The 22,837-nt window shown below is 62.6% G+C and carries 16 protein-coding genes and 2 riboswitches; of the genes, 5 read left to right on the top strand and 11 right to left on the bottom strand.

Annotation, left to right across the window (positions count from 1 at the left end):
* Nucleotides 1-12: 12 nt before the first annotated feature.
* A complete protein-coding gene (locus CQ13_RS34825) occupies nt 13-2,916 on the bottom strand; it encodes a ribonucleoside-diphosphate reductase subunit alpha (protein ID WP_057847303.1) in 2,904 nt (967 codons plus the stop codon).
* A gap of 115 nt (nt 2,917-3,031) precedes the next feature.
* Nucleotides 3,032-3,251, bottom strand: a riboswitch (cobalamin riboswitch).
* A 132-nt stretch (nt 3,252-3,383) separates the two neighbouring features.
* Nucleotides 3,384-3,596: riboswitch (cobalamin riboswitch) on the top strand.
* 113 nt (nt 3,597-3,709) lie between these two features.
* On the opposite strand from CQ13_RS34825, the gene metE reads away from it, so the two are divergent.
* Nucleotides 3,710-6,085 (top strand): 5-methyltetrahydropteroyltriglutamate--homocysteine S-methyltransferase, encoded by a 2,376-nt coding sequence (gene metE, locus CQ13_RS34820; RefSeq protein WP_057847302.1) that lies wholly within the window; start codon nt 3,710-3,712, stop codon nt 6,083-6,085.
* 44 nt (nt 6,086-6,129) lie between these two features.
* Nucleotides 6,130-6,330, top strand: coding sequence for a hypothetical protein (locus CQ13_RS34815; RefSeq protein WP_057847301.1), 201 nt, complete (start codon nt 6,130-6,132; stop codon nt 6,328-6,330).
* 222 nt (nt 6,331-6,552) lie between these two features.
* On the opposite strand, the gene ftsH is transcribed toward CQ13_RS34815, so the two are convergent.
* Entirely contained in the window at nt 6,553-8,475 is a 1,923-nt protein-coding gene (gene ftsH / locus CQ13_RS34810; protein WP_057847300.1) for an ATP-dependent zinc metalloprotease FtsH, read from the bottom strand.
* Nucleotides 8,476-8,741: 266 nt separating this feature from the next.
* Nucleotides 8,742-9,773, bottom strand: a complete 1,032-nt coding sequence (gene tilS / locus CQ13_RS34805; protein ID WP_057847299.1) for a tRNA lysidine(34) synthetase TilS — start codon at nt 9,771-9,773, stop codon at nt 8,742-8,744.
* Between the two features lie 225 nt (nt 9,774-9,998).
* Here tilS and CQ13_RS34800 point away from each other — a divergent pair, with 225 nt between their 5' ends.
* Nucleotides 9,999-11,270, top strand: a complete 1,272-nt coding sequence (locus tag CQ13_RS34800; protein WP_057847298.1) for a DUF892 family protein — start codon at nt 9,999-10,001, stop codon at nt 11,268-11,270.
* Between the two features lie 55 nt (nt 11,271-11,325).
* On the opposite strand, the gene ybgF is transcribed toward CQ13_RS34800, so the two are convergent.
* A complete protein-coding gene (gene ybgF / locus CQ13_RS34795; protein ID WP_057847297.1) occupies nt 11,326-12,468 on the bottom strand; it encodes a tol-pal system protein YbgF in 1,143 nt (380 codons plus the stop codon).
* 181 nt (nt 12,469-12,649) lie between these two features.
* Here ybgF and CQ13_RS34790 point away from each other — a divergent pair, with 181 nt between their 5' ends.
* Nucleotides 12,650-13,525 carry an alpha/beta fold hydrolase gene (locus CQ13_RS34790; RefSeq protein WP_057847296.1) on the top strand — a complete coding sequence of 292 codons (876 nt, stop codon included), beginning with the start codon at nt 12,650-12,652 and terminating at the stop codon, nt 13,523-13,525.
* 69 nt (nt 13,526-13,594) lie between these two features.
* On the opposite strand, the gene pal is transcribed toward CQ13_RS34790, so the two are convergent.
* The 7 genes from pal to tolQ form a co-directional block, all read right to left on the bottom strand.
* Nucleotides 13,595-14,086, bottom strand: coding sequence for a peptidoglycan-associated lipoprotein Pal (gene pal, locus CQ13_RS34785; protein WP_028351332.1), 492 nt, complete (start codon nt 14,084-14,086; stop codon nt 13,595-13,597).
* Nucleotides 14,087-14,389: 303 nt separating this feature from the next.
* Nucleotides 14,390-15,130, bottom strand: a complete 741-nt coding sequence (locus CQ13_RS34780; RefSeq protein ID WP_057847295.1) for an N-acyl amino acid synthase FeeM domain-containing protein — start codon at nt 15,128-15,130, stop codon at nt 14,390-14,392.
* Nucleotides 15,131-15,295: 165 nt separating this feature from the next.
* A complete protein-coding gene (locus CQ13_RS34775; protein WP_057847294.1) occupies nt 15,296-17,626 on the bottom strand; it encodes a putative bifunctional diguanylate cyclase/phosphodiesterase in 2,331 nt (776 codons plus the stop codon).
* Nucleotides 17,627-17,807: 181 nt separating this feature from the next.
* Nucleotides 17,808-19,139, bottom strand: coding sequence for a Tol-Pal system beta propeller repeat protein TolB (gene tolB / locus CQ13_RS34770; protein WP_057847293.1), 1,332 nt, complete (start codon nt 19,137-19,139; stop codon nt 17,808-17,810).
* A gap of 72 nt (nt 19,140-19,211) precedes the next feature.
* Nucleotides 19,212-20,138: a cell envelope integrity TolA family protein gene (locus CQ13_RS34765; protein WP_057847468.1), complete on the bottom strand. Its 927-nt coding sequence runs from the start codon at nt 20,136-20,138 to the stop codon at nt 19,212-19,214.
* A 53-nt stretch (nt 20,139-20,191) separates the two neighbouring features.
* Entirely contained in the window at nt 20,192-20,671 is a 480-nt protein-coding gene (locus CQ13_RS34760; protein WP_057847292.1) for a biopolymer transporter ExbD, read from the bottom strand.
* Nucleotides 20,672-20,708: 37 nt separating this feature from the next.
* Nucleotides 20,709-21,422, bottom strand: coding sequence for a protein TolQ (tolQ, locus tag CQ13_RS34755; protein ID WP_057847291.1), 714 nt, complete (start codon nt 21,420-21,422; stop codon nt 20,709-20,711).
* Between the two features lie 886 nt (nt 21,423-22,308).
* Between tolQ and CQ13_RS41995 the strand changes: the two genes are divergently transcribed.
* Nucleotides 22,309-22,590: an IS110 family transposase gene (locus tag CQ13_RS41995; RefSeq protein WP_245309530.1), complete on the top strand. Its 282-nt coding sequence runs from the start codon at nt 22,309-22,311 to the stop codon at nt 22,588-22,590.
* Nucleotides 22,591-22,837: the final 247 nt, after the last annotated feature.

Raw genomic sequence — 22,837 nt, 5'->3', positions numbered from 1 at the left:
TGTTCTTGCTGCTTACTGGCAGGCTTCGCATTCGGGATTATCGATCGAGCACGCCACCGCACCGGTTAAATCCGGCGCGGTGGCGGCCGGCGCGACGATGATCGGGCCTGGAGCCATCATCGCCGCGGACGCGACGCTGTTGAGCTTGCCGTCGGTCCCCCGGAGCGTGGACTTTTCGACATGCGTCGCGCTGCGCGAGCGCAGGTAATAGGTCGTCTTCAACCCGCGCGCCCATGCCAGCCGATAGAGCGCATCGAGCTTCTTGCCGCTAGGGTTGGCAATATAGAGGTTGAGCGACTGCGACTGGTCGATCCATTTCTGCCGCCGCGACGCTGCCTCGATCAGCCAGGCGCTGTCGATCTCGAACGCGGTGGCATAGAGCGCCTTGAGGTCGCCGGGAATGCGATCGATGGCCCCCAAGCTGCCATCGAAATATTTGAGGTCGTTGACCATCACCTCGTCCCACAGCCCGCGCGCCTTGAGGTCGCGCACCAGAAATTCGTTCACCACGGTGAAGTCGCCGGACATGTTGGATTTGACGTAGAGGTTCTGGTAAGCGGGCTCGATCGACTGCGCGACGCCGCAGATGTTGGAAATCGTCGCGGTCGGCGCGATCGCCATCACGTTGGAATTACGCATGCCGGTCGCCTTGACGCGCTCTCGCAAGCTATCCCAGTCGAGCGTCATGCCGCGGTCCATCGCGAGACGGCCGCGGGTTTCCGCCAGCAGTTCGATCGAATCGATCGGCAAGATGCCGCGGCTCCACAGCGAGCCGTCAAACGACGGGTATCGCCCGCGCTCGGCCGCCAGATCGACGGAGGCCGAAATGGCGTAATAGGAAATCATCTCCATGCTGGTATCGGCGAACGTTACCGCCGCATCGGAAGCCATCGCAATCCGTATCGCCTGCAGCGCGTCCTGGAAACCCATCAGCCCGAGACCGACCGGGCGGTGCCGCAGGTTCGAACGGCGCGCTTCGGGGATGGTGTAGAAATTGATGTCGATGACGTTGTCGAGCATCCGCATTGCCGTCGTCACACTGCGTCGCAGCCGCGCCTGGTCCAGCCGGCCTTCCCGCACGTGATTGAGCAGATTGATGGAGCCGAGATTGCAGACGGCGGTCTCGTCGTCGGAGGTATTAAGCGTGATCTCGGTGCAGAGGTTCGAGGAATGAATCACGCCGGCATGGCGCTGCGGCGAGCGCAGATTGCAGGGATCCTTGAACGTGATCCAGGGATGTCCAGTCTCGAACAGCATGGTCAGCATCCTGCGCCAGAGATCGGTGGCGCGGATCTGCTTGAACACGCGGATCTCACCCCGCGCCGCCTTTGCTTCGTAAGCTGCGTAACGTTCGGCGAATGCGTTGCCGTAGAGGTCATGCAGATCGGGCGTCTCGTCCGGCGAGAACAGAGTCCATTCGCCGTCGGCCTCGACGCGCTGCATGAACAGGTCGGGCACCCAGTTCGCGGTGTTCATGTCGTGGGTGCGGCGGCGATCGTCGCCGGTGTTCTTGCGCAGGTCCAAAAATTCCTCGATGTCGATGTGCCAGGTTTCGAGATAGGCGCAGACCGCGCCTTTGCGCTTGCCGCCCTGGTTGACGGCGATCGCGGTGTCATTGGCCACCTTTAGAAACGGCACCACGCCCTGGCTTTCGCCATTGGTGCCCTTGATGTGCGCGCCGAGCCCACGCACGCGGGTCCAGTCGTTGCCGAGCCCGCCGGAGTATTTTGCGAGCAGCGCATTGTCCTTGACCGACTTGAAGATGCCGTCGAGATCGTCCGCGATGGTGGTGAGGAAGCAGGACGACAATTGCGGCCGCAGCGTGCCGGAATTGAACAGTGTCGGGGTCGAGGCCATGAAGTCGAACGATGATAAGAGATCGTAGAACTCGATCGCGCGCGCCTCGCGGTCGATCTCACGCATCGCCAGCCCCATCGCGACGCGCATGAAGAACGCCTGCGGCAGCTCGATGCGATCGCCGTGCACATGCAGGAAATAGCGGTCGTACAGCGTCTGCAGACCCAGAAACTGGAACGCCAGGTCGCGTTCCGGCTTCAGCGCCGCGGCAAGCTTTTTCAGGTCGAAGCGCGCCAGATCGGGATCGAGCAGTTCGGCCTTGATGCCGGCCTTGATATAGGCCGGAAAATATTCGCCGTAGCGCTCGGCCATCTCGGCCTGCGACGCGCTGGTCGGCGTATCATGCACGAAAGACAGCACTTCGGTGCGCAGCTTGTCGAGCAAGAGCCGCGCGCTGACATAGGCGTAGTTCGGCTCCTGCTCCACCAGTGTGCGCGCGGCCATCACCGACGCCAGCGCCAGTTCGTCCTCGCTGATGCCGTCATAGAGATTGCGCTGTGTCTCGGCGAGCACCGCCGTGGCGCCGACGCCCTCGAGACCGCCGCAGGCTTCTTCGATGATCAGCGTCAGCCGCGCGATGTCGAGCGGGACCTGCGCGCCACTGGCCAGCGTGACACGTAACGAGGGCTTTTCCGATGGCTGGGCGGCCTTCACGCCCTGTCCGGCACGATGGCGCGTGCGTTCCTCGCGATAGAGCACATAAGCGCGCGCGACCTTGTGGTGCTCGCTGCGCATCAAGGCAAGTTCGACCTGGTCCTGCACGTCCTCGATATGAAAGGTGCGGCCCTCGCTCATCCGGCGCGACAGCGCGCCGGCGACTTCGGCGGTCAGTTGCTCGACGACTTCATGCACGCGGCGGGAGGCCGCCGCGCCATGCCCCTCGACCGCGAGAAACGCCTTGGTCATCGCGACCGAAATCTTGCTCGCGTCGAATTTCGAAACCGTGCCGTTGCGGCGAATCACCTGCATCGGCGGCTGCGCTTCCGAGGCGGCAACCGATTCGGGGCGCAGTCGAATGAATGGAGCGGCGTTGGCTTCGCGATCGAGAGAGAGTGACATCAAAAGACCCCGTAATGGTGTTGGGGCCGGATGTCAGAGGACGCTACAGCTTTAGCCCACGCGAAAACGCGGGCATGAATCTGCAAGCGCCCCCGGGACACCCCGCCCGTGGACGTTTTTTTTCGGTGTCGCGGCAGGTCTCCTGGCTCGCAGGTCGCAATTATCCCCGTGTCTTCCCAATGCGATGCCGCATCAGTGACGTAAGATTCGGAAACAACTCACTGCTTACAGTTGCGGGGGCAGCGCCGGATTTTCGCGGCTTTCGCGCGATACACCGGCTTCCCTCTTAGCCACCATGTGTTGGGCCATGGCGGACCGTGACGGCTATATCTGGTGTTATTCGGATGCGGCTGTCAATGGGGGAGCGGGCGATGTGCAAGAATTTCGGCGACGGAACCCCGCGGCTGTGAACAACAATGACAACGCGCCGGTGAATGTCGCCGAGTTGACGCGCCTGCCGCGTTGCCGATATGTGGACCCGTCGTGGTTCTTCGGGAGACGTTCTTCCGAAGCTAAGAGGGAAGCCGGTGCGGCCGCAAAGCCAAAGCCGGAGCTGCCCCCGCAACTGTAAGCGGCGAGCGCTGTCCAACAAAGCCACTGAGACCTCACGAGGTTTCGGGAAGGCCGGACAGCAGCACTGACCCGCGAGCCAGGAGACCTGCCTCGACAACATACACGTCCACGGGCGGGGTGTCCCGGTGGTGCGGTTGCGATTTTCCGCGCGCGCTCTGCCGTTCGCGAAAATCCAGACGTGTCACTTCGGCCTTTGCCCCCAACTTTTGGGGTTAAGCCAATGTCTTCTTCCAAAGCTACGTCTACTTCCACCATCTCCACTTCTTCACTTCGCGTTGCTTCACTCGGCACGCCGCGCATCGGTCCGCGCCGTGAGTTGAAATTCGCGCTGGAGAGTTTCTGGTCGGGCGCAACCGACGAGAAGGCGCTGATCGAAGCCGGCGTCGGGCTTCGCGCCGCAAACTGGGCGCGCCAGAAAAAGCTCGGCGTCACCGTGATTCCGTCGAACGATTTCTCGTTCTACGACCAGGTGCTCGACACATCCGTGATGGTCGGCGCAATCCCGGAAATCTATCGCTGGAACGGCGGGCCGGTCTCGCTTGCGACTTACTTCGCGATGGCCCGCGGCGCGCAAGGCAAGCCGCATGAGGCGAGTTGCGGCCATGCCAGTCACGGGCATGACGATGCGCACGGCGTGCCGGCGCTGGAAATGACAAAATGGTTCGACACCAACTACCACTACATGGTGCCCGAACTGACGAAGGATCAGAAATTCATCCTCGCCTCACGCAAGCCGATCGAGGAATACGAGGAAGCCAAGGCGCTGGGCTATCAAACCCGCCCCGTGCTGGTCGGGCCGGTCACGTTTCTCAAACTCGCCAAGAGCAAGGATGCCGGCTTCAATCCGCTGTCCCTGCTTGATCGCTTGCTGCCGGTTTACATCGAGGTGCTGCGCGAACTTGCCTACCGGGGCGCGGAATGGGTGCAGATCGACGAGCCATGTCTCGTGCTCGACCTCGATATCGTCGCCCAGCAGGCGTTGCATTATGCCTATGCGGAGATCGCGAGCGCAGTGCCGCAGCTCAAGATCATGCTGACGACCTATTTCGGCGGTCTCGGCGCCAACCGCGACACCGCGCTATCCCTGCCCGTCGCCGGCCTGCATCTCGACCTCGTGCGCGCGCCGGAGCAGATCGACGACCTCGCCGGAGTTCCTGATAACCGCGTGCTGTCGCTCGGAATGATCGATGGCCGTAACATCTGGCGCGCGGATTTGAGCCGGCTTCTCGACCGGCTCGAGCCCGCAATCGCCAAACTCGGCAAGCATCGTGTGCAGATCGCCCCCTCCTGCTCGCTGCTGCACGTCCCGATCGATCTGGCGCTGGAGACCGAGCTCGATCCCGAAATCAAGAGCTGGCTCGCGTTTTCGGTGCAGAAGCTCGAGGAACTGGCCACGCTCGGAACGGCACTCGCCGATGGCCGCAGAGCAGTCGAAGCCAACCTGAAGGCATCGGACCGGGCGGCGACCTCCCGCAAGGCCTCGCCGCGCATTCACGATGCGAAGGTCGCGGCACGCGTTGCCGGCGTCAATGAACCGATGCGCTTCCGCTCCAGCATCTTCGCTGAACGCGCCACCGTTCAGCGCGAGCGCTTCAACCTGCCGGCGTTCCCGACCACCACCATCGGCTCGTTCCCACAAACCGCCGACGTCAGGAACGCCCGCTCCGCGCACGCCAGGGGCGCTCTGACGGACGAAGCCTATAAGCTCTATCTGCAGAACCAGACCGCCCGCACCGTGCGCTGGCAGGAAAATATCGGGCTCGACGTGCTCGTGCATGGCGAGTTCGAGCGCAACGACATGGTGCAGTATTTCGGCGAACAGCTCGCAGGCTTTGCCTTCACCGCGCACGGCTGGGTGCAATCCTACGGATCGCGCTACGTTCGCCCGCCTGTGCTGTTCGGCGACGTCTCGCGCCCAAAGCCGATGACGGTCGAGTGGTGGCAATATGCCCAGTCGCTGACGAAAAAGCCGATGAAGGCGATGCTCACCGGCCCCGTCACCATTCTGAACTGGTCATTCGTCCGCGATGACATTCCGCGCAGCGAAGCCTGCCGGCAGATCGCGCTCGCGATCCGCGACGAGGTCGCTGATCTCGAAGCGGCCGGCGCCGGCATGATCCAGATCGACGAGGCCGCGTTGCGGGAGGGCCTGCCGCTGCGCAAATCCGAATGGCAGGCCTATCTCGACTGGGCCGTCGACGCCTTCCGCCTCTGTTCGTCCGGCGTGCGCGACGAAACGCAGATCCATACCCACATGTGCTACTCGGAGTTCAACGATATTATCGGCGCGATCGGCGCGATGGACGCCGACGTGATCTCGATCGAGACCTCGCGCTCGAAGATGGAGCTGCTCGATGCGTTCAGGGATTACCGCTATCCGAACGAAATCGGCCCCGGCGTCTACGACATCCATTCGCCGCGCGTCCCCGAGATCGGCGAGATGACCGGCCTGCTCAAGCTGGCGCGACAGCGGCTCTCCGACACCCAGATCTGGATCAATCCGGATTGCGGACTGAAGACCCGCAAATGGGAGGAGGTCCGACCCGCGCTCGCCAACATGGTGGCCGCCGCCCGCGAACTGCGGGCGATGGCGTAACCTACCCGCCCCGTCTCTCATCAAGGCAATTCAAGGAGGACGTCATGCGCTTCTGGATCGAATGCACGCGATTTGAGACGGGGCAATCTACCCACATCAACATTGCCCTCGTCGGCAGCATGTGGCGCGACGGCGAGCGCACGGTGCTCGCCTTTGTCGGCGGCGATGGGCAGAAGGTCGAAGTGGTCGAGACGCCGGAACACATTCTGGCCGTACACCTTGGGGCGCCGGCCGCGGCGCCATAAAGGTTCGAAATCAATCCCGGTCTGCAATCGCCAAAACGTTTCCAGGCTTGCCGTTGAAACGCATGAACCGGCAAGGCACCAGTGTAAGGACGCGGGCGTTGCCGCTGCGTCCCGGATGCTCTTGTCATGGCCCAGCGTCTATTCGCGACAAAGGGGCCGGTCACAAGCACAAAAAAACGCGGCGTCACCGCCGCGTTTTCGTCGTTCAGAATTAAGCGCCGCTCACGCCTGGGGCTGCGGCTCCAGACCCGGGTCCGGGTCGGGACGCGGGCGCGGCTTGCCGGCCGGGGGTACGGCGGAAGCGCGTGGCGTGCTCGGCTCCAAGACCGATTCGCGGTTGGGCTTCTTGCCCTTCAAGAGGTCGATGATCTCGTCGCCGCTCAGCGTCTCGAATTCGAGCAGGCCCTTGGCCAGTGTCTCGAGATCCTGGCGCTTCTCGGTGAGGATCTTGGTGGCCTCGTTGTAGCCTTCCTCGACCAGCCGCTTGATTTCCTTGTCGATCTTCTGGACGGTCGCTTCCGAGGCGTTCTGCGTGCGCGACACCGACATGCCCAAAAACACCTCGTCCTGGTTTTCGCCGTAGGACACGGTGCCGAGCTCTTCCGACAGGCCCCATCGCGTCACCATCATGCGCGCCAGCCGTGTCGCCTGCTCGATGTCGGAGGCCGCGCCCGAAGTAACCTTCTCGCGGCCGAAGATCAGTTCTTCGGCGACGCGGCCGCCCATCATGATGGCGAGGCGCGAGGTCATCTGCTCGAGCGACATCGACAGCTTGTCGCGCTCGGGAAGCTGCATCACCATGCCCAGCGCGCGGCCGCGTGGAATGATCGTCGCCTTGTGGATCGGATCGGTCGCGACGACGTTCAGGCCGACGATGGCATGGCCGCCCTCGTGATAGGCCGTCAAGAGCTTCTCTTCCTCGGTCATGACGAGCGACTTGCGCTCGGCACCCATCATCACCTTGTCCTTGGCCTCTTCGAACTCGGCCTGCGTCACCATCCGCTTGTTGCGGCGGGCAGCCGTCAGCGCCGCCTCGTTGACGAGGTTCATCAGGTCGGCGCCGGAGAAGCCCGGCGTGCCGCGCGCGATGGTCTTGAGGTTGATATCGGGCGCCAGCGGCACCTTGCGAACGTGAACTTTCAGGATCTGCTCGCGGCCGACGACGTCCGGGTTCGGCACCACCACCTGGCGGTCGAAACGGCCGGGACGCAGCAGCGCGGGATCCAGCACGTCGGGTCGGTTGGTCGCGGCGATCAGGATCACGCCTTCATTGGCTTCAAAACCGTCCATCTCGACCAGCAACTGGTTGAGCGTCTGTTCGCGCTCGTCATTGCCGCCGCCCAAGCCCGCGCCGCGATGACGGCCGACCGCGTCGATTTCGTCGATGAAGATGATGCAGGGCGCGTTCTTCTTGGCCTGCTCGAACATGTCACGAACGCGGGAAGCGCCGACGCCGACGAACATTTCGACGAAGTCAGAACCGGAAATGGTGAAGAACGGCACGTTGGCTTCGCCCGCGACCGCCCGCGCGATGAGCGTCTTGCCGGTGCCGGGAGGGCCGACCAGCAGCACGCCGCGCGGAATGCGTCCGCCGAGACGTTGGAATTTTCCGGGGTCGCGCAGGAATTCGACGATCTCCTGCAGGTCCTGCTTCGCTTCGTCGACACCGGCGACGTCTTCGAAAGTGACGCGGCCATGGGCCTCCGTCAGCATCTTGGCGCGGGACTTGCCAAAGCCCATCGCCTTGCCGGCGCCGCCCTGCATCTGGCGGGACAGGAAGATCCAGACGCCGATCAGCGCGATAAAGGGCAGCCAGGAAACGAGCAGCGACACGAACCACGGCACGTTGTCGCCGGGCGGCTTGGCGGTGATCGAGACCTTGCCGTCATAGAGACGCTTCACCAGCGTCGGATCATTCGGCGCATAGGTCTGGAACGAGGAGCCGTTGGTAAAGGTGCCGTGGATTTCCGGCCCCTGGATCACGACGTCGCGCACGCGGTTCTGATCGACTTCGCTCAACAACTGCGAAAACGTGATGTCCTGCGAAGACGTGCGCTGACCCGGATTCTGGAAAAGCGTGAACAATGCCAACAGCAGCAATACAATGATGACCCAGAGGGCGAAGTTGCGCAGATTGGCGTTCATTGATCTTCCTTCGTGGTCGCGCGGATCGCGCCCTATGTCCTTGGTAGTAACCCTAGAATATTCTTTGGGTAGTGAGGCGAGAATCCCCGGTCCACTGCACCCAATCTAGGTGGCGCCCGGGTCAATGCCAAGGGAACCACACGGGACTATTTAACGCATCTTAACGCGATTCCCGGTCAAAAAATGGCGCAAAAGGCCAGTGTCTTTCCGGGGTGGTTAAGGCTCTCCGTCCCGACATTGCAGATATTGGGAGATAGGAACGCTTATCACGCCCGGCTACCCCGCGGCGGCGCTGCATCGACATAAATTCGGCCTCCGGTAAGGCTGATCGCGGCCCCGGCAAGCGTCTGTTTCAGTCTTGATTGCTTTTGGCCGTTCGCAATGGCGTTGTCCAGCACTGCCAGTAGCGCCTCGACCTTGCCGAGTTCCGCGGGTCCTTCGTGACCGGCCCGGTCAATCGCGCGCTTTAGCAGCCGAAGCCGGATTTCCTCGGGCAGACCGGCAAACGCCTGGGCATCGAACCCGAAGCGCGTGGCGTCATCATGATCTCTCACCGCAAGATAGCGCTCTGCGCCGTCGGCCAGCACTTCAATCGCGGCATTCGCCCGCGCCAGCCTTGACGCCAGCCGCGCAAGATTTCGGCTGTCACCGCCCTCCTCCGCCAAAGCCGGCATCAATGCACGCAGCCGCGACCGTGTGAAGCTCATGTCGCGATTGGTGGGATCGTCGGCAAAAGCGATCTTTGCCTTGTCCAACGTCGCAACGAGCCGGGACTTCGGGACGTCCAGCAACGGCCGCGCCAGCCACACGCCCTCTCGCTCGCTCTCGCGCGCCATCGCCGCGAGACCGGCGATGCCGCTGCCGCGCAGCATCCGCATCAACAGTGTCTCAGCCTGGTCGTCGCGGGTATGCGCGGTGAGGATGTGCGTCGCGCCGCTCGCCCGCGCAGCTTTCGCCAGCAGGCGATAGCGCGCCTCCCGCGCTGCGGCCGGCAAGCCGGTTTTCGGCTTGGCCCCGGTCCAGCGCAGCGTGCGATGGGGCAGATCGAGCGAGCCGGCGAGACGCTTGACCTCGCGCGCCTCGCGCGCGGCCTCCGGCCGCAAGCCGTGGTCGACGGTGACAGCGATCAGGCGCGGCCCGCGGGAGAGCGCACGGCGCCAGCGGGCGGCAAGCCACATGAGGGCAAGGGAATCGGGTCCGCCGGACACCGCCAGCACGAGCGCGGGCGCGGCCTTCCACTGCGCGAACAGGCGTTTCGCCTCTCTCGCGGAAATGGGGGATAGGTCGAAATCAGGCATAGCCCTGCCGGCGCCGTGAAAACCTTATGTTTGGAGCGATCTACCGATTACCGCAAGGCGCTTCGCACGCGCATCAAACTGCTGCCAGGAAACTGGTGCCAAGCAGCTGCTGCCAAGTGAAGTTCCGATTGAGCTGGCGCGTCGCTGCGGCCACACGCATTAGTTTAGGAACAAAGCGCGGAGCGTGCCGTTCGGGATTCTTCATCCTAACCGTCGAGGCCCTCCATGTATCACCACGTCAAAAAACTGATGTTCACCGTTCGGGTGGACGAACCCGATCCACGCTTTGGCAACATGCTCCTCGAGCAGTTCGGCGGTGCCAATGGCGAACTTGCCGCCGCAATGCAGTATTCGATACAGGGACTCAATTGCGAGGATCCGGATCGCAAGGACCTGCTGATGGACATCGGCACCGAGGAACTGAGTCACCTCGAAGTCGTCGGCACCCTGGCGCGGATGCATCTCAAGCCGGCGAAATTCGACCGCCAGGCCGCCGAAGCCGATCCGCTCATCGCGATTGCGGGCGGTGGCGGGGTCAACCTGTTCAACTCGCAAGGTAACCCGTGGACGGCCGATTATTTGAAGATCACCGGCGAACTCGATGTTGACCTGCGCAGCAACATCGCGGCCGAGGCGCGCGCCAAGATCGTCTACGAGCGGCTAATCAATTTCTGCGACGATGCCGGCACGAAGGACGCCCTGCAGTTCCTGATGACCCGCGAGATCACCCACATGAAAGCGTTCGCCCTGGCGCTCGAAAGCATGAACAAGCCGGTCTTCAGCGTCGGCCGCATTGCGCCAACGCCGGGATTGGTCGACCAGTTCTTCAACGATTCCACCGGCACCGGCGAGCATGGCGAAATCGACACGCGTGGCCCCTGGAACGAGGGCAACGGGTGGGTGTTCACGGAATCTCCGGCCATTCAGGCCGAACCGGGCGCCGGAACCGTCATCGTCACGGAAAGTTCGCCGCCGGTCGATGAGGCCGGACTCGAGGATCTCTTGATCGATGAACTCCGAGACATCCTGCATGCTGAGAAACAGCTCACCAAGGCGCTTCCGAAAATGGCCGAAGCGGCGCGCTTCGATCAATTGCGCGAGCTGTTCGAGCAGCATCTCGCTGAGACCGAGAACCAGGTTGAACGCATCAACGAGTGCTTCGACCTGCTCGGCAAGACAGCCCGTGCGAAACCCTGCAAAGGGATGATGGGGCTTGTCGAGGAAGGTCAGGAGGTCATGGCCGAGGGCGAGGAAAAGGAAAACGTCGCGGCCGATCTGGCGCTGATCGGTGCCGCTCAGCGCGTAGAGCACTACGAGATCTCCGCCTACACAACAGCGAAGAATCTCGCCCAGCAATTACGCCACAGCGCGGTCGTCGCCCTGTTGTCCAAGTCGCTCGCCGAAGAAGAAAATTCGGATCAGCTGCTCAACCAAGTGGCGCGGTCGCTGATGTCGGTGGCGAAGATGCCGGCTGCGATCGAGCGAGCCGAACAATAACAGCAAGTTGCAACTGGTCTCTGCTTTGGCCACCGGGGCCGCAGCAGAGACGCTGTTAGCACTTGACCCGCTTTTGCTCACGATCGACGGCGGCTTTGACGCCGGCAGATGCGCGCGGATATTTCCGCGTCACCTCGCCGAGCGCCGCGCAGGCGGCTTCCTTTTCCTTCAGCGCCGCCAGCGACTGCCCGAGCCGCAAGAGCGCGTCTGGCGCCTTGCCTGATTTGTCGAACTTGGTGGTCACGCCGAGGAACGCTTCGGCGGCGTCGCGATATTGCTGGCGCTGGAAATGACTTTCGCCGAGCCAGTATTGCGCATCCCCAATCAGCGGATCGCTCGGATATTTCTGCGCAAAGTTCTTCATGGTTTCTTCGGCCAGCGCATAATCCTTGCGCTGCATGTAGCCGATGCCGAGATCGAACTCGTCCTTCGGCGTGGCCGAGGGCGGCAACGGGGTCAGCGCGGCGCTGGCGCCGGGCCCCGGGCCCCGGGGCGGCGGTGCGGCTGCAGCGGGCGGCGGTAAGGCGCCACCGGGATCGCGCGGACCGCCGAGATTGAGCGGCTCACCGGGGCCGCGTCCGCCGGGCGCGCCGACCGAAGCTTCATTTCCGATCGGCAATTGGCCGCCGCCGAGTGCACGCGGCGCACCGGGAGCGTTGGGATTCTGGCTGGGGTCGAACGCATCGCCGCGGCGGCGGCCGCCGACCGCCGGGGCCGGCTCCTGCACGATGGGCGCCGGCGAGGCGATCTGCGGTTGCGGGTCATAGCCGGGTTGGGCCTGCGGATAGCCCTGCGGCTGGCGAGCGCCCTGCTGCGGATAGGCTTGTTGGGGATAGCCCTGTTGCTGCGGCGGGCCAGGCTGAACTGGAGGCGGCGCTGCGGCCATGTTGGGTTGCGCAACCTGGGGCTGGCCGCCCGGTGCCGGCGGAGCGGCGCCGAGCTGGCGCAGCCGCTCTTCGAGCTGCCGGTTGCGGTATTGCAGTTCCTCGTTCTGGCCGGTCAGTTGCCGGAGCTGGTTTTCCAGCCGCTGGATCCGCATCTCCAGATCGGCGTCGTCAGATTGCGCCTGGACCTGCGGGGAGCCTTGCGGAGAACGCTCCCACGGGAACGTGATCTGTGCGGCCGAGGGCTGCACAGACAAAGCCAGCATCACGGCAATCGCCGCGGCGCCGGCAGCATTGAGGAATCTGAGTGACATTTTGCCCTGACGACGAAAATCACGTGTCAAACGAAAGCAGAACACATTGAGAGAGGGAGTACGCCAGAATTGTGACTGGCCGTTCCGATTCGCCTCGTGGAATTCCGGTATGGTTTAGTATCCGCTTCAAGACAAGCCGCCCGGTCCGGCGGACCGTTCACAAATCGAGGGAGGCCTGCTCATGCACGTGTCTGTGAACGGCGTGCGGCTGTTCTTCGATGTCGAGGGCGCGAAATTCGTCCCCGACGGCCCGGCGATGCGGGAAAAGCCGACGCTCCTCCTGCTTCATGGCGGCCCCGGCTTCGACCATACGATTTACAAGCCTGCCTACTCCGCCTTGGCCGATGTCGCCCAGATCGTCTATCTCGACCATCGCGGCAACGGCCGCAGCGAGGACGGCCCGCGCGAGCGCTGGAACTTGGCGCAATGGGGCGATGACGTGCACGCGTTCTGCGAGGCGCTGGGCATCATCGACCCGATCGTGCTCGGCGCATCCTTCGGCGGGATGGTCGCGCTGGCCTATGCCACGCGGCATCCGGATCACCCGTCAAAGCTGGTGCTAATCAGCACCGAAGCCGCTGGAGACACCTATCTTGACCGGCGCGTGGCGCTATTCGAGCGCTTCGGCGGGCTCGAAGTGGGAGCGCTCGCGCGCAGCAGGTTCCTGGACGTCGACAGCCCGAGAGATCAGGCCGCGGTCGACGCTTGGCGAAAGCTCGCCTTCCCCATCTATACGCGGACGCCGCGCGACCCGAATCTCGGAAGCCGTACGGTCGGAAAGCCGGCGGTGGGGCTGCACTTTTCCGCAAAACCGGGCGGTGAGAGCCACACCTTCAACATGTTCCCCGACCTCTACCGCATTCAATGCCCGACCCTTGTGATGGGCGGCGAAGACGATCCAATGCATCCGATCGAAAGCCAGGCGGATATCGCGGCCGCCCTGCCGGCCCATCTGGTGCAGTTCGAACGGTTTGCGAACTGCGGCCATGCCGTGGTGCCGGATGCGCCTGAACGGGCGATGGCGGTGATCCGGGACTTCATCGCCCGCCCAAAATAAAAACCGGCGCCCAAAGGCGCCGGTTCAGAAATTTCTATTTCTGCGAGGAATTCTGCGAAGGCCGAAGGCTTAAGCTCCGGCGTTCAGCACCGTGACGGCGCGGCGGTTCTGCGACCAGCAGGAGATGTCGTTACAGACCGCCACCGGGCGCTCCTTGCCGTAGGAGATCGTGCGCATGCGGTTCGGATCGATGCCGCGCGAGGCGAGATAGCTGCGCACCGATTGGGCGCGGCGTGCGCCGAGCGCGATGTTGTACTCGCGGGTGCCGCGCTCGTCGGCATGGCCTTCGATGGTGAAGGAGTAGCGGTTGTAGGTCTGCAGCCACTGCGCCTGCTTCTCCAGCGTGGCGATCGCCTGCGGGCTCAGATCGGTCTGGTCGCTCTCGAAGAACACACGGTCGCCGACATTAACCACGAAATCCTGCTGGCTACCCGGGCTTGCCGCGCTGGCCATCGCGCCATCGGCGCCGACGTTGTTCTTGGCGCAGGCGCCCATCGACAGCGCCACAGCGACCACAGCCGCCAGCTTCCATCCCTGGAGGATACGCATCTGGTATTTCATTCCGGAGCCTCCAACGCTCACGTTTTTCGACTGTTATCCGGTCTACAGGTCGATGGTTAAGCGAACGTTCCGTCAACCTTGATGGAACCTTGCCAGACCCGATCAAATGCCGACAAACCGTGAAAAGCGACCGCGATAGTTAATGGTTTGTAAATGTGGCGCGAGGGTGAAGGCAAGCGCGCATGGGCCGAAATCACCGGATTGCGGTGTTTAGGCAACGGTGGCCCCAGGAATGACGAGTTGGGGAATTCGGATAGGAGCCCTATGGCGCCGGATGGTCTGGTTCGTCGTTGTCCGGCCGGTTCAGGAAATCGGAACGATCGAGGCCCGGTCGAAGGATGTGACGACTCCGCGCAGCGAGGAATGGCGTTCGCCGGCGCGCTGGAACAGCATCCGCCGCTCGACGGACGTCGAACGCATGATGGGGAAACGGGTCATGACCTTTTCCCGCACGGTGCGGTAATCGGATGCCAGCAACGACACCTTTGGCAAAAAGCCCGGAAACGAACGCGGTTCGGCGATGACCTCGGACATGAAAACCCGGCGATAGAACGCCTGGTGCTCGGCACGAACGAGCGCGAGCCCGGTATCGGCGTTGAAATGCTCGCATGCCAGATAGGCCAGCCGCACCGTCAGATACGGAAGATCAGGGAATTGCCTCGCTTTTTCGGGGTCCGCAGCCAAGCGAAGCGGATCGATGAAAACTTCGCCTCGATCGAGGCGCGGGTGAAGAACATCGCCGAACAAGTCGGCCGAACCGGAAATCCGACATTCTGACGTCACGACGTTGAGGCGGATAGAACTACAGAGTTCTCCGTCAACATAGATTCCGAAAATCCAGGCGTTGGGCGCATCGTCGTAACGATCGCTGACGCGCTGAGACTCTGACGGCGCGGTTACTCCGCCATGCAGATAGGCTTTGTAACGCATCAAATAGATGCAATCTTTTTCCTCGGGAGTTTCCATGAGCCGGTAATCGACACGATCAGACAACCCTGACTCCGGCCCAAAGAGCGAAGTGCGCGGTTCGGCTCCGGCCTTCATCTGTACTCCTAACCTTCCACAACAACTTCAACGAGTGCGAAAGATTAACGGCTCCTTAACAAAATTGCAAAGGCTTAGACACGTTAGGGTTAACCTTGCAGTCCGCAAAAACCCCGGAGTAGCCGCGTCGAGAGCACGAACATAGTGGGACTGATTACGCTGAAGTCAGGCGATCGATCGCGAAGAAACAGCGATGAGCTGGTCGTCAGGCATGCGGCGACCGTGCGACGCATTGAGTAACTGCCGGACGCGCACGGCCGGGACCGGCGGGCTGAACAGATAGCCCTGCGCTTCCGTTACCGCCCCGTCGGCGCTGATCAATTCGAGTTGCTCGTTGGTCTCGATGCCCTCGACCACCACCGACATTCCAAGATCGGCTGACAGCCGCGCCACGCCGCGCAGCAGCGTCAGCGGACGATCGCTATCGATCCCTTCCAGGAAGGAGCGGTCGATCTTCACCTTCTGCAATGGGAAGTTGTGCAGATAGCTGAGGCTCGAATAGCCGGTGCCGAAATCGTCGAGCGAGATCCGCACGCCGAGCGAATGCAATTGCGACAGCACGTCGTGGGTCAACTGCGTGTTACGCAGCAGCGAGGATTCGGTGATCTCGATTTCGAGCCGGTTCGCCGGCAGGCCGGAGACCTCGAGTGCATAGCGGACTTCGCTGAGCACATCGCGCTGGTGGAACTGCTGCGGCGAGAAGTTGACGGCAACGCTGACGGCGTCGGGCCATTTCATGCATTCCATGCAGGCCTTGCGCAAAATCCAGCGGCCGAGATCGACAATCAGGCCCATGTCCTCGGCGATCGGAATGATATCTGTCGGCGACACCGTGCCGCGGACTGGATGATTCCAACGTATCAGCGCCTCGCAGGTCGATATCCGGCCCGACTTGAGGTTGACCAGCGGTTGGAAGAACAGCTCGAACTCCTCGTTGGCCAGCGCCTTGCGCAGGTCCAGTTCGAGGATACGGCGGGACTCGACGATTTGCGCCATCTCCTCCCGGAAGAAGCAAAAGGTGCCGCGGCCGTCGGCCTTGGCGCGATAGAGCGCCATGTCGGCATTCTTGAGCAGTGTGTCGGCGCTGACGCCGCGCGAGCTCACGGCAATGCCGACGCTGGCGCCGATCTCGACCAGATGGTTGTCGATTTTGTAGCGCTCGCTCAGGCGATCGACGATGCGCCGCGCGAGACCGGCGGCGTCGTCGGCGGACTGGATGTTCTGCTGGAACACCACGAACTCGTCGCCGCCGAAGCGCGCCACGAAATCCTCGGGCCGCAGCATCTCGCGCAGGCGAGCGGCCACCGCGCACAGCAACTGGTCGCCGCAGGGATGGCCGAGCGTGTCATTGACCTGCTTGAACTGGTCGAGGTCGACGAACAGCAGCGCCGACAACTGTTCGGCGCCCTGCTGGGCTGCCAGAAGATGTCCGATCTCGTCGCGGAAGTTGACCCGGTTGGGGAGTTCGGTGAGTTCATCGTAGCGGGCCAGATGGCTGATCCGGGCCTCCGCGTCCTTGCGCTCGGTGATGTCCTCCACCAGCATGACGGTGCCGCCGTCGGCCATCGGCTGGAACGTCCAGGACAGCGACCGGTTCTTGCTGAAGTCCGGATCTGCCGTGATGATATCAGTGGCCCGGGAGTCCTCGACTTCCTGCAGAATGAGGCTGGCGCTCGCCGCCGAGATCGCGCCGGAGGCAACGCAGGCGGAGACGATGTCGTGCGCGCTGGCACCGCCTTGCAAGAGTTTGTCGGACAGGTTCATGATCTCGGCGAAACGATGATTCATCACCGCAAGCCGGCCATCGGCGCGAAACATGCACAGCCCGTGTGGCATGTTGTTCAGCGCGGCATCGAACTGACCGGCCAGCGCCGCCTCGCGCTCGCGTGCCACAAGCGCCTGCATAAATATTCTGTGCAAATTGGCCGAAATTTGCAGGACAGCCACGAGAAATGCGGCGCACACGACTGACATGGCCATGTAATAGGGCGTGCCACGCAACGCCAGCGCGATCACCGTTGGACCGAAGATGAGTGCGGCCTGCAACTGGAATATCCACTGCCGTCCATAGGCCCTACCCGCACCTAACGCCAGGATCCCGGTGGTGACGGACAAGCAAATCATATGGGCCAGAGCATCGTTACTGACCAACAGCGTGGCGGAGCACCATATGCCGAGCGCAGCCGCCTGGATCATCGCTCCAATCTGATGGCGCCTCTTCCACAGCGCAGCTTCCTCAACGGTCGGGGTCGATTTGCGCGCGTGGTAGCGCTGCAGGACGAACGCGCGGACGACGCCTGCGAAGACGAGAAGCGCGACACACGCCCAGATGAGGGTTTCACCCGTCTTCAGCGCGGTCATGGCTGCCGCGCCGGCTCCGAAGACGAGGCCCGTCAGCATCGGAGCGGAAGTTTCGAAGAGCGAATCGATCAATGCCGCTCGAAGATACGGCGACGTTTGTTGATTGGGCTCTCCGCTCTGATTTGCGAACTGCATGGGGGGTGTACTGGCGTCCTGTCGGATGCGTAGTTTTACCCTCTGGAGATGAAGTCTTTCTGAGGGAACATCGTTACCGAGATGTTGCCATCGTTTACAATTGTGGGAATCTGCCTGAAAAATCAGCAGGCTAGGCAATGCTTGCCGGGTAACGATAGGCCGCCCGCGCGGCCGTGTTCCATTACGACAACAGCGGAGACCACGCCGGATCGGAGGCGAAACCGGGCGTTGGTACGCGCAATTCGTTGCGACCGGAGATATCGACCGTGTACAGCGACGGCCCGCCGCTGCCGCCGGGGTCGCGGAAGAACATGACGACCCGGCCATTCGGCGAAAAGGTCGGACCTTCGTTGTGGAAGCCGGAAGTAAGAATTCGTTCACCCGAACCGTCGGTCTTCATGATGCCGATGGCGAAGGCGCCGCCGCCCTGCTTGGTGAAGGCGATATAGTCGCCGCGCGGCGACCACACCGGCGTCGAATAGCTGCCCTCGCCGAACGAGATGCGCTGCGCCCCACCGCCGGTGGCCGGCATCACGTAGATCTGCGGCTTGCCGCCGCGGTCGGATTCGAAACAGATCCGGCTGCCGTCGGGCGAATAGGACGGCGAGGTGTCGATCGCCGGCGTATCGGTCAGCCGCGTCGTCGATTTCGAGCGCAAATCCATCACGAACAGATTGGAGTTGCCGCCCTGCTGCAGGCTCATGATGATGCGCTGGCCGTCCGGCGAGAAGCGCGGTGAGAACGACATGCCGGGGAAGTTGCCGACGATCTCGCGCTGCCCGGTCTCGACGTTGAACAGATAGACGCGCGGATCGCCCTGGCCGAATTCCATGTAGGTGATCTCTTGCGTCGACGGCGAGAAGCGCGGCGTCAGTACCAGATCGGAGCCCCTCGTCAAATACCTGACATTGGCGCCGTCCTGATCCATCAGCGCCAGCCGCTTGACGCGGCGCTCCTTCGAGCCCGTCTCGTCGACGAACACAACGCGGCTGTCGAAATAGCCCTTCTCGCCGGTCAGCCGTTCATAGATCTGATCGGAGATGATGTGCGCGATGCGCCGCCAGTATTCCGGCGAGGTGAAATATTGCTGACCGGTGAGTTGCTGGTTGGTGTTGACGTCCCAGAGGCGGAATTCCGCTTTCAGGCGGCCGTCACCCTGCCGCGTCATCCGTCCCGTCACCAGCGCCTGCGCGTTGATCTGCTTCCAGCTCTGGAATTGCGGCGCGGTATCGATATTGGTGATGCGCTCGATATGAGCAGCCTGATCGATCGGCGCGAACAGCCCGCTGCGCTTGAGATTGTTGGTGATGACCTGCGCCACGCCGACGCCAACCTCGGCATCGCCGGGCGTGCCCGCCACGAAATTCGGGATCGCGATCGGCAGCGGAACGAACTCACCTTCGGGAATGGGGATCCGCTTCGGCGCCTGTGCGAAGGCATTGCGACCGCCGGCGACCGCGCCAAGCGCAGCCATTCCGGTAATGATCTGCCGGCGGTTCAGGCGGAACGGCATTTTTGGCAATCCATCTTTGTCAGTCATCACTTCGATACTTGCTCATGTGTGATCGCCAACGGGCGAGCGCAATCAGACTTTTTCTTTGAACACCGGCGCGAAATATTTCCATTCCTCATAAAACGCCGCAGGCAGCTTGTACGGCTGGCATTCGATGATCGCGCGCAACGCGCTCTCCTGATAGACCCGCAGGAACGGCGTCGCCGGAACGCCTTCCGGAACCGGCGCGCCTTCGAGCGTGCCGTCGCGCTTCAGACGGATAGCAAACGCGACTTCAGGCTTCTGCGATTCTATCCCGCCATAGGGCTTCTTCCAGCATCGCTCGACCTGCCGCTGGAACATCGAACCCCAGGTTGCGGAATTATCCGCGGCTGCGCCCTTGGCCGTGCCGAGGGCCGCGTTCGAATTCAGCGTGTCGCCGGTCGTGGCCTGGCGCGACGGATCACGCTTGTCGAGCAGGGCCGCGATCTGGTTCTGGTCGAAGTGACGTTCCACGATCCTCTGCTTCTGCGGCTCTGGCGGCTTGGCGGCCTGCACCGGCGGCTTCGGCGGCGGCTTCTTCTCTTCCTTCTTGAGGGTGTCGCCGATTGGATCGACCTTCGGCGGATCGGGCTTTTGCTCGACCTGCTTCGGCTCTTCCTTCGGCTTCTCGACGACCTTCGGCGGATCGGGTTTCTTCTCGACCGGCTTTTCCTCGATCTTCGGCTGCGGAGGCGCCGCGGTCTCGGTCACAACGGGCGCTTTCTCGGTGATCTTGCCGACGGCATCATCGACCGGCTTGGCTTCGGCGACTTTCTCGACCAGCGGCTTCGGGTTTTCCTTCTTGCCGGTCTTCATGCCGGCCATCACCTTGGCAAGCTGGTCGGACGAAACGACATCGACCGCCACCGACTCTTCGGGGGGCATTTCGAGCGCTTTGGTCGAGAACGACAGCATCACCCACCCCAGCACGAGGACGTGCAGGGCAACCGATGCCATCACCGTCTTGTCGACCTTGATCTTCACCTGCGCTTTTCCGCTCCGCCGTCAATCACCGCGCGACGCTGCATGGCTCAGGAGCCCTGCTCCGGCACGATGACGATATTCGCTTTGAACCCCGCCGTCCGAATATACCCCAATAATTTCATCATATCCGTGTAACAGACGTCCTTGTCCCCCCGCAGGTATACCACCCTCTCGGCCTCCGACCGGGTCTCCTTGATCGCCGTGATCTTGGGCAGGAGCTCATTGGCCGGAATCAGCGTATCCCCGAGATAGAGCTCGACGTTGGAATTGCAGGCCCCGCCGGTGCGCTTGACCGACAAGGTCAGCGGCGGCGCGTTGGCTTGCAGTTGCTTTCCGCCGCCGGCGACGGGCAGGTCGATATCGATGGTCGAGGTCATCAAAGGTGCCGCCACCATGAAGATGATGAGCAGCACCAGCATCACGTCGACCATCGGCGTGACGTTGATCTCCGCCATCACGGCGGCACGACGCCGGCCGCGGCGTCCACCGCCACCGCCGCCCGCCGAACCTGCCATGTTCATCGCCATGATCTTGATCTCACGGTGTGCTCGTCATTGGCCGCCCTCACGCACGTTCGTCGATCTGGCGGGACAGGATGGCTGAAAACTCGTCGGCAAAACCCTCCAGCCGCTGCGCCTGCCGGTTCACCTCGGACGTGAACTTATTGTAGAAAATCGTCGCCGGGATGGCGGCGATAAGACCGATAGCGGTCGCAAACAGCGCCTCCGCAATGCCGGGCGCAACGACCGCGAGCGAGGTGTTTTTCGAGGCCGCGATCGACTGGAAGCTCGACATGATGCCCCAGACGGTTCCGAACAGGCCGACGAACGGGCCGGCGGAGCCGACGGTTGCCAACACCAGGAGCCGCCGCTCCAGCCGCTCGACCTCGCGGGCGATCGAGACGTTCATCACCTTCTCGATCCGCATCTGCAATCCGGCAAAGGAACGCGACTGGCTCTCGAACGAGCGCTTCCACTCGCGCATGGCCGCCACGAAGCACGCCGCCATCGATTGCGTCGGTTTCGCCGAAAGCGCGCGATAGAGCTCCTCGATCGATTGTCCCGACCAGAACGCCTGTTCGAAGCGGTCCATCGCGCGCTTGGTGCGCGAATAGAGGAAAATCTTGTCGATCGCGATCGCCCAGACCCAGACCGAGCAGGCGAGCAGGCCCATCATGACCGACTTCACGACCCAGTGGGCCTGCCAGAATAGCGCGATCAGCGACACGTCGGCCGAGACGAGCGGCAGAGCTGACGGAGCCACGTCGGCGGGATTCATGAGCAGTATCCTCTCAACGCAAGTGTCCCTAATTCCTCCGGGAGCAAATGGCCGCCGGTTTCACAGCCGCGCGTCGGGCGCGGCGATTTGCGCCAGCGCGAGAGCCTGTTTCCTGTCGCATGGGGGGCCCGCCGAAAGCCGGGCATTGCTTCCCCTGCCAACATGTCAAAACGAGGGCTGCCAGCGCGTCATTCCGTCCCTAACCAGACGCTAAGCTTGGTTAACTTTCGGTTACCAATAGAGAATTCCACTGCCGGAAGTCCAGTGCGGCCGGGCGGTTACGGGGGCAACGGGCCGGGTTCCAGGCCCTCCCGGAGGTTGCGGGGCGGCCGGTGGGCGAGCCGTTCGGGATGGCGGTGACTGCGACCTCCTCCCGGCTGTCATCCCCCCGCGAAGGCGGGGATCCAGTACGCCGCGGCTTCTCCGTGCAATCACTGCTGTCTCTTGGATGCTGGATCGTCCGCATTCGCGGACGATGACAGATGGATATGACGCGGCATTCTCGCGCCATGAACTGCCCGAGGTTTGCAATTTCGTTTGCGCTCCTCGAAATTAGAGGGCGCGGGGAAGACCGGGTGCGCGCCGCACCCGCGGTCTCGTGTGCAAAGTGCGCAAAAGAAAACGCACACGAGCATACAGGTACAGCGGGAGCATCCCGGCCTTCCCTGCGCAATGGCTTTACGGCTTACTTCGTGCTCTTGTGTCCGCAAGATCTGCCAGAATGTGCGAACGGGCGGTTCTGACCAACCGCCCGTCGCTGGATCTGAGCCCGTTCGTGCTCCAAGGCCTTGAGAGCCTGTCGGGAAGCGAGGGACAGATCCGGTGTCTTCCTCAACCCGAACAGTTGCATGGGCTGCGAGCCCGGACCGAGCAAGGAAGGGAGTGGATGATGGCACAAAATGAGGTCGTTGTCGTCGGTATTGACGTGGCCAAGGACAAGGTGGATGCGTGCATTCGCTCGTTGTCTCAACGGCAGACGTTCCCGAGCACCGCGGAGGGGCAGCGCGCACTGATCCGCTGGCTTCGCAAGCACAAGGTCGGCAAGGCAGTCATGGAGGCTTCCGGCGGCTACGAACGGGACTGGGCCAAGGCACTGCGTGACGCCCGCATCGAAGTTCGGATCGTCGACCCAAAACGGGTGCGCAGCTTCGCCCCTCATCCGCCGTGAGACAAGCGGAGTTATGCGACTGATTTGGGTGAGAACGAAAGCGGAATGTTTTTGATTCTTTTTGTTTCCTGGGCTTGACACGATTTCTGAAAATCAGAAGTGATTTGCCCCGTCGCGTTACCTTGTCGCAGCAGCGCATCGAGATTGCGCTTGCGGCTAGGCAATCAGCTTGCGGTTGGTAGGCGGGCAAAGCGGAAGCGTGCCCACCATCACTTGCACCGAACGTTGGAATGGTGGGCACGGCGCT

This window comes from Bradyrhizobium retamae (genome assembly GCF_001440415.1).
GTDB lineage: Bacteria > Pseudomonadota > Alphaproteobacteria > Rhizobiales > Xanthobacteraceae > Bradyrhizobium > Bradyrhizobium retamae.
This window is presented reverse-complemented; position numbering and strand designations above follow the sequence as displayed.

Bases quoted from the DNA above. Each gene is read 5' to 3' on its own strand.
- CQ13_RS34780 (WP_057847295.1), bottom strand. From the start codon at position 15,130: ATGAAGGCCGGAGCCGAACCGCGCACTTCGCTCTTTGGGCCGGAGTCA.
- pal (WP_028351332.1), bottom strand. From the start codon at position 14,086: ATGAAATACCAGATGCGTATCCTCCAGGGATGGAAGCTGGCGGCTGTG.
- tilS (WP_057847299.1), bottom strand. From the start codon at position 9,773: ATGCCTGATTTCGACCTATCCCCCATTTCCGCGAGAGAGGCGAAACGC.
- CQ13_RS34775 (WP_057847294.1), bottom strand. From the start codon at position 17,626: ATGCAGTTCGCAAATCAGAGCGGAGAGCCCAATCAACAAACGTCGCCG.
- CQ13_RS34800 (WP_057847298.1), top strand. From the start codon at position 9,999: ATGTATCACCACGTCAAAAAACTGATGTTCACCGTTCGGGTGGACGAA.
- CQ13_RS41995 (WP_245309530.1), top strand. From the start codon at position 22,309: ATGATGGCACAAAATGAGGTCGTTGTCGTCGGTATTGACGTGGCCAAG.
- ftsH (WP_057847300.1), bottom strand. From the start codon at position 8,475: ATGAACGCCAATCTGCGCAACTTCGCCCTCTGGGTCATCATTGTATTG.
- ybgF (WP_057847297.1), bottom strand. From the start codon at position 12,468: ATGTCACTCAGATTCCTCAATGCTGCCGGCGCCGCGGCGATTGCCGTG.
- tolB (WP_057847293.1), bottom strand. From the start codon at position 19,139: ATGCCGTTCCGCCTGAACCGCCGGCAGATCATTACCGGAATGGCTGCG.
- CQ13_RS34825 (WP_057847303.1), bottom strand. From the start codon at position 2,916: ATGTCACTCTCTCTCGATCGCGAAGCCAACGCCGCTCCATTCATTCGA.
- metE (WP_057847302.1), top strand. From the start codon at position 3,710: ATGTCTTCTTCCAAAGCTACGTCTACTTCCACCATCTCCACTTCTTCA.
- CQ13_RS34790 (WP_057847296.1), top strand. From the start codon at position 12,650: ATGCACGTGTCTGTGAACGGCGTGCGGCTGTTCTTCGATGTCGAGGGC.
- CQ13_RS34760 (WP_057847292.1), bottom strand. From the start codon at position 20,671: ATGGCGATGAACATGGCAGGTTCGGCGGGCGGCGGTGGCGGTGGACGC.
- tolQ (WP_057847291.1), bottom strand. From the start codon at position 21,422: ATGAATCCCGCCGACGTGGCTCCGTCAGCTCTGCCGCTCGTCTCGGCC.
- CQ13_RS34815 (WP_057847301.1), top strand. From the start codon at position 6,130: ATGCGCTTCTGGATCGAATGCACGCGATTTGAGACGGGGCAATCTACC.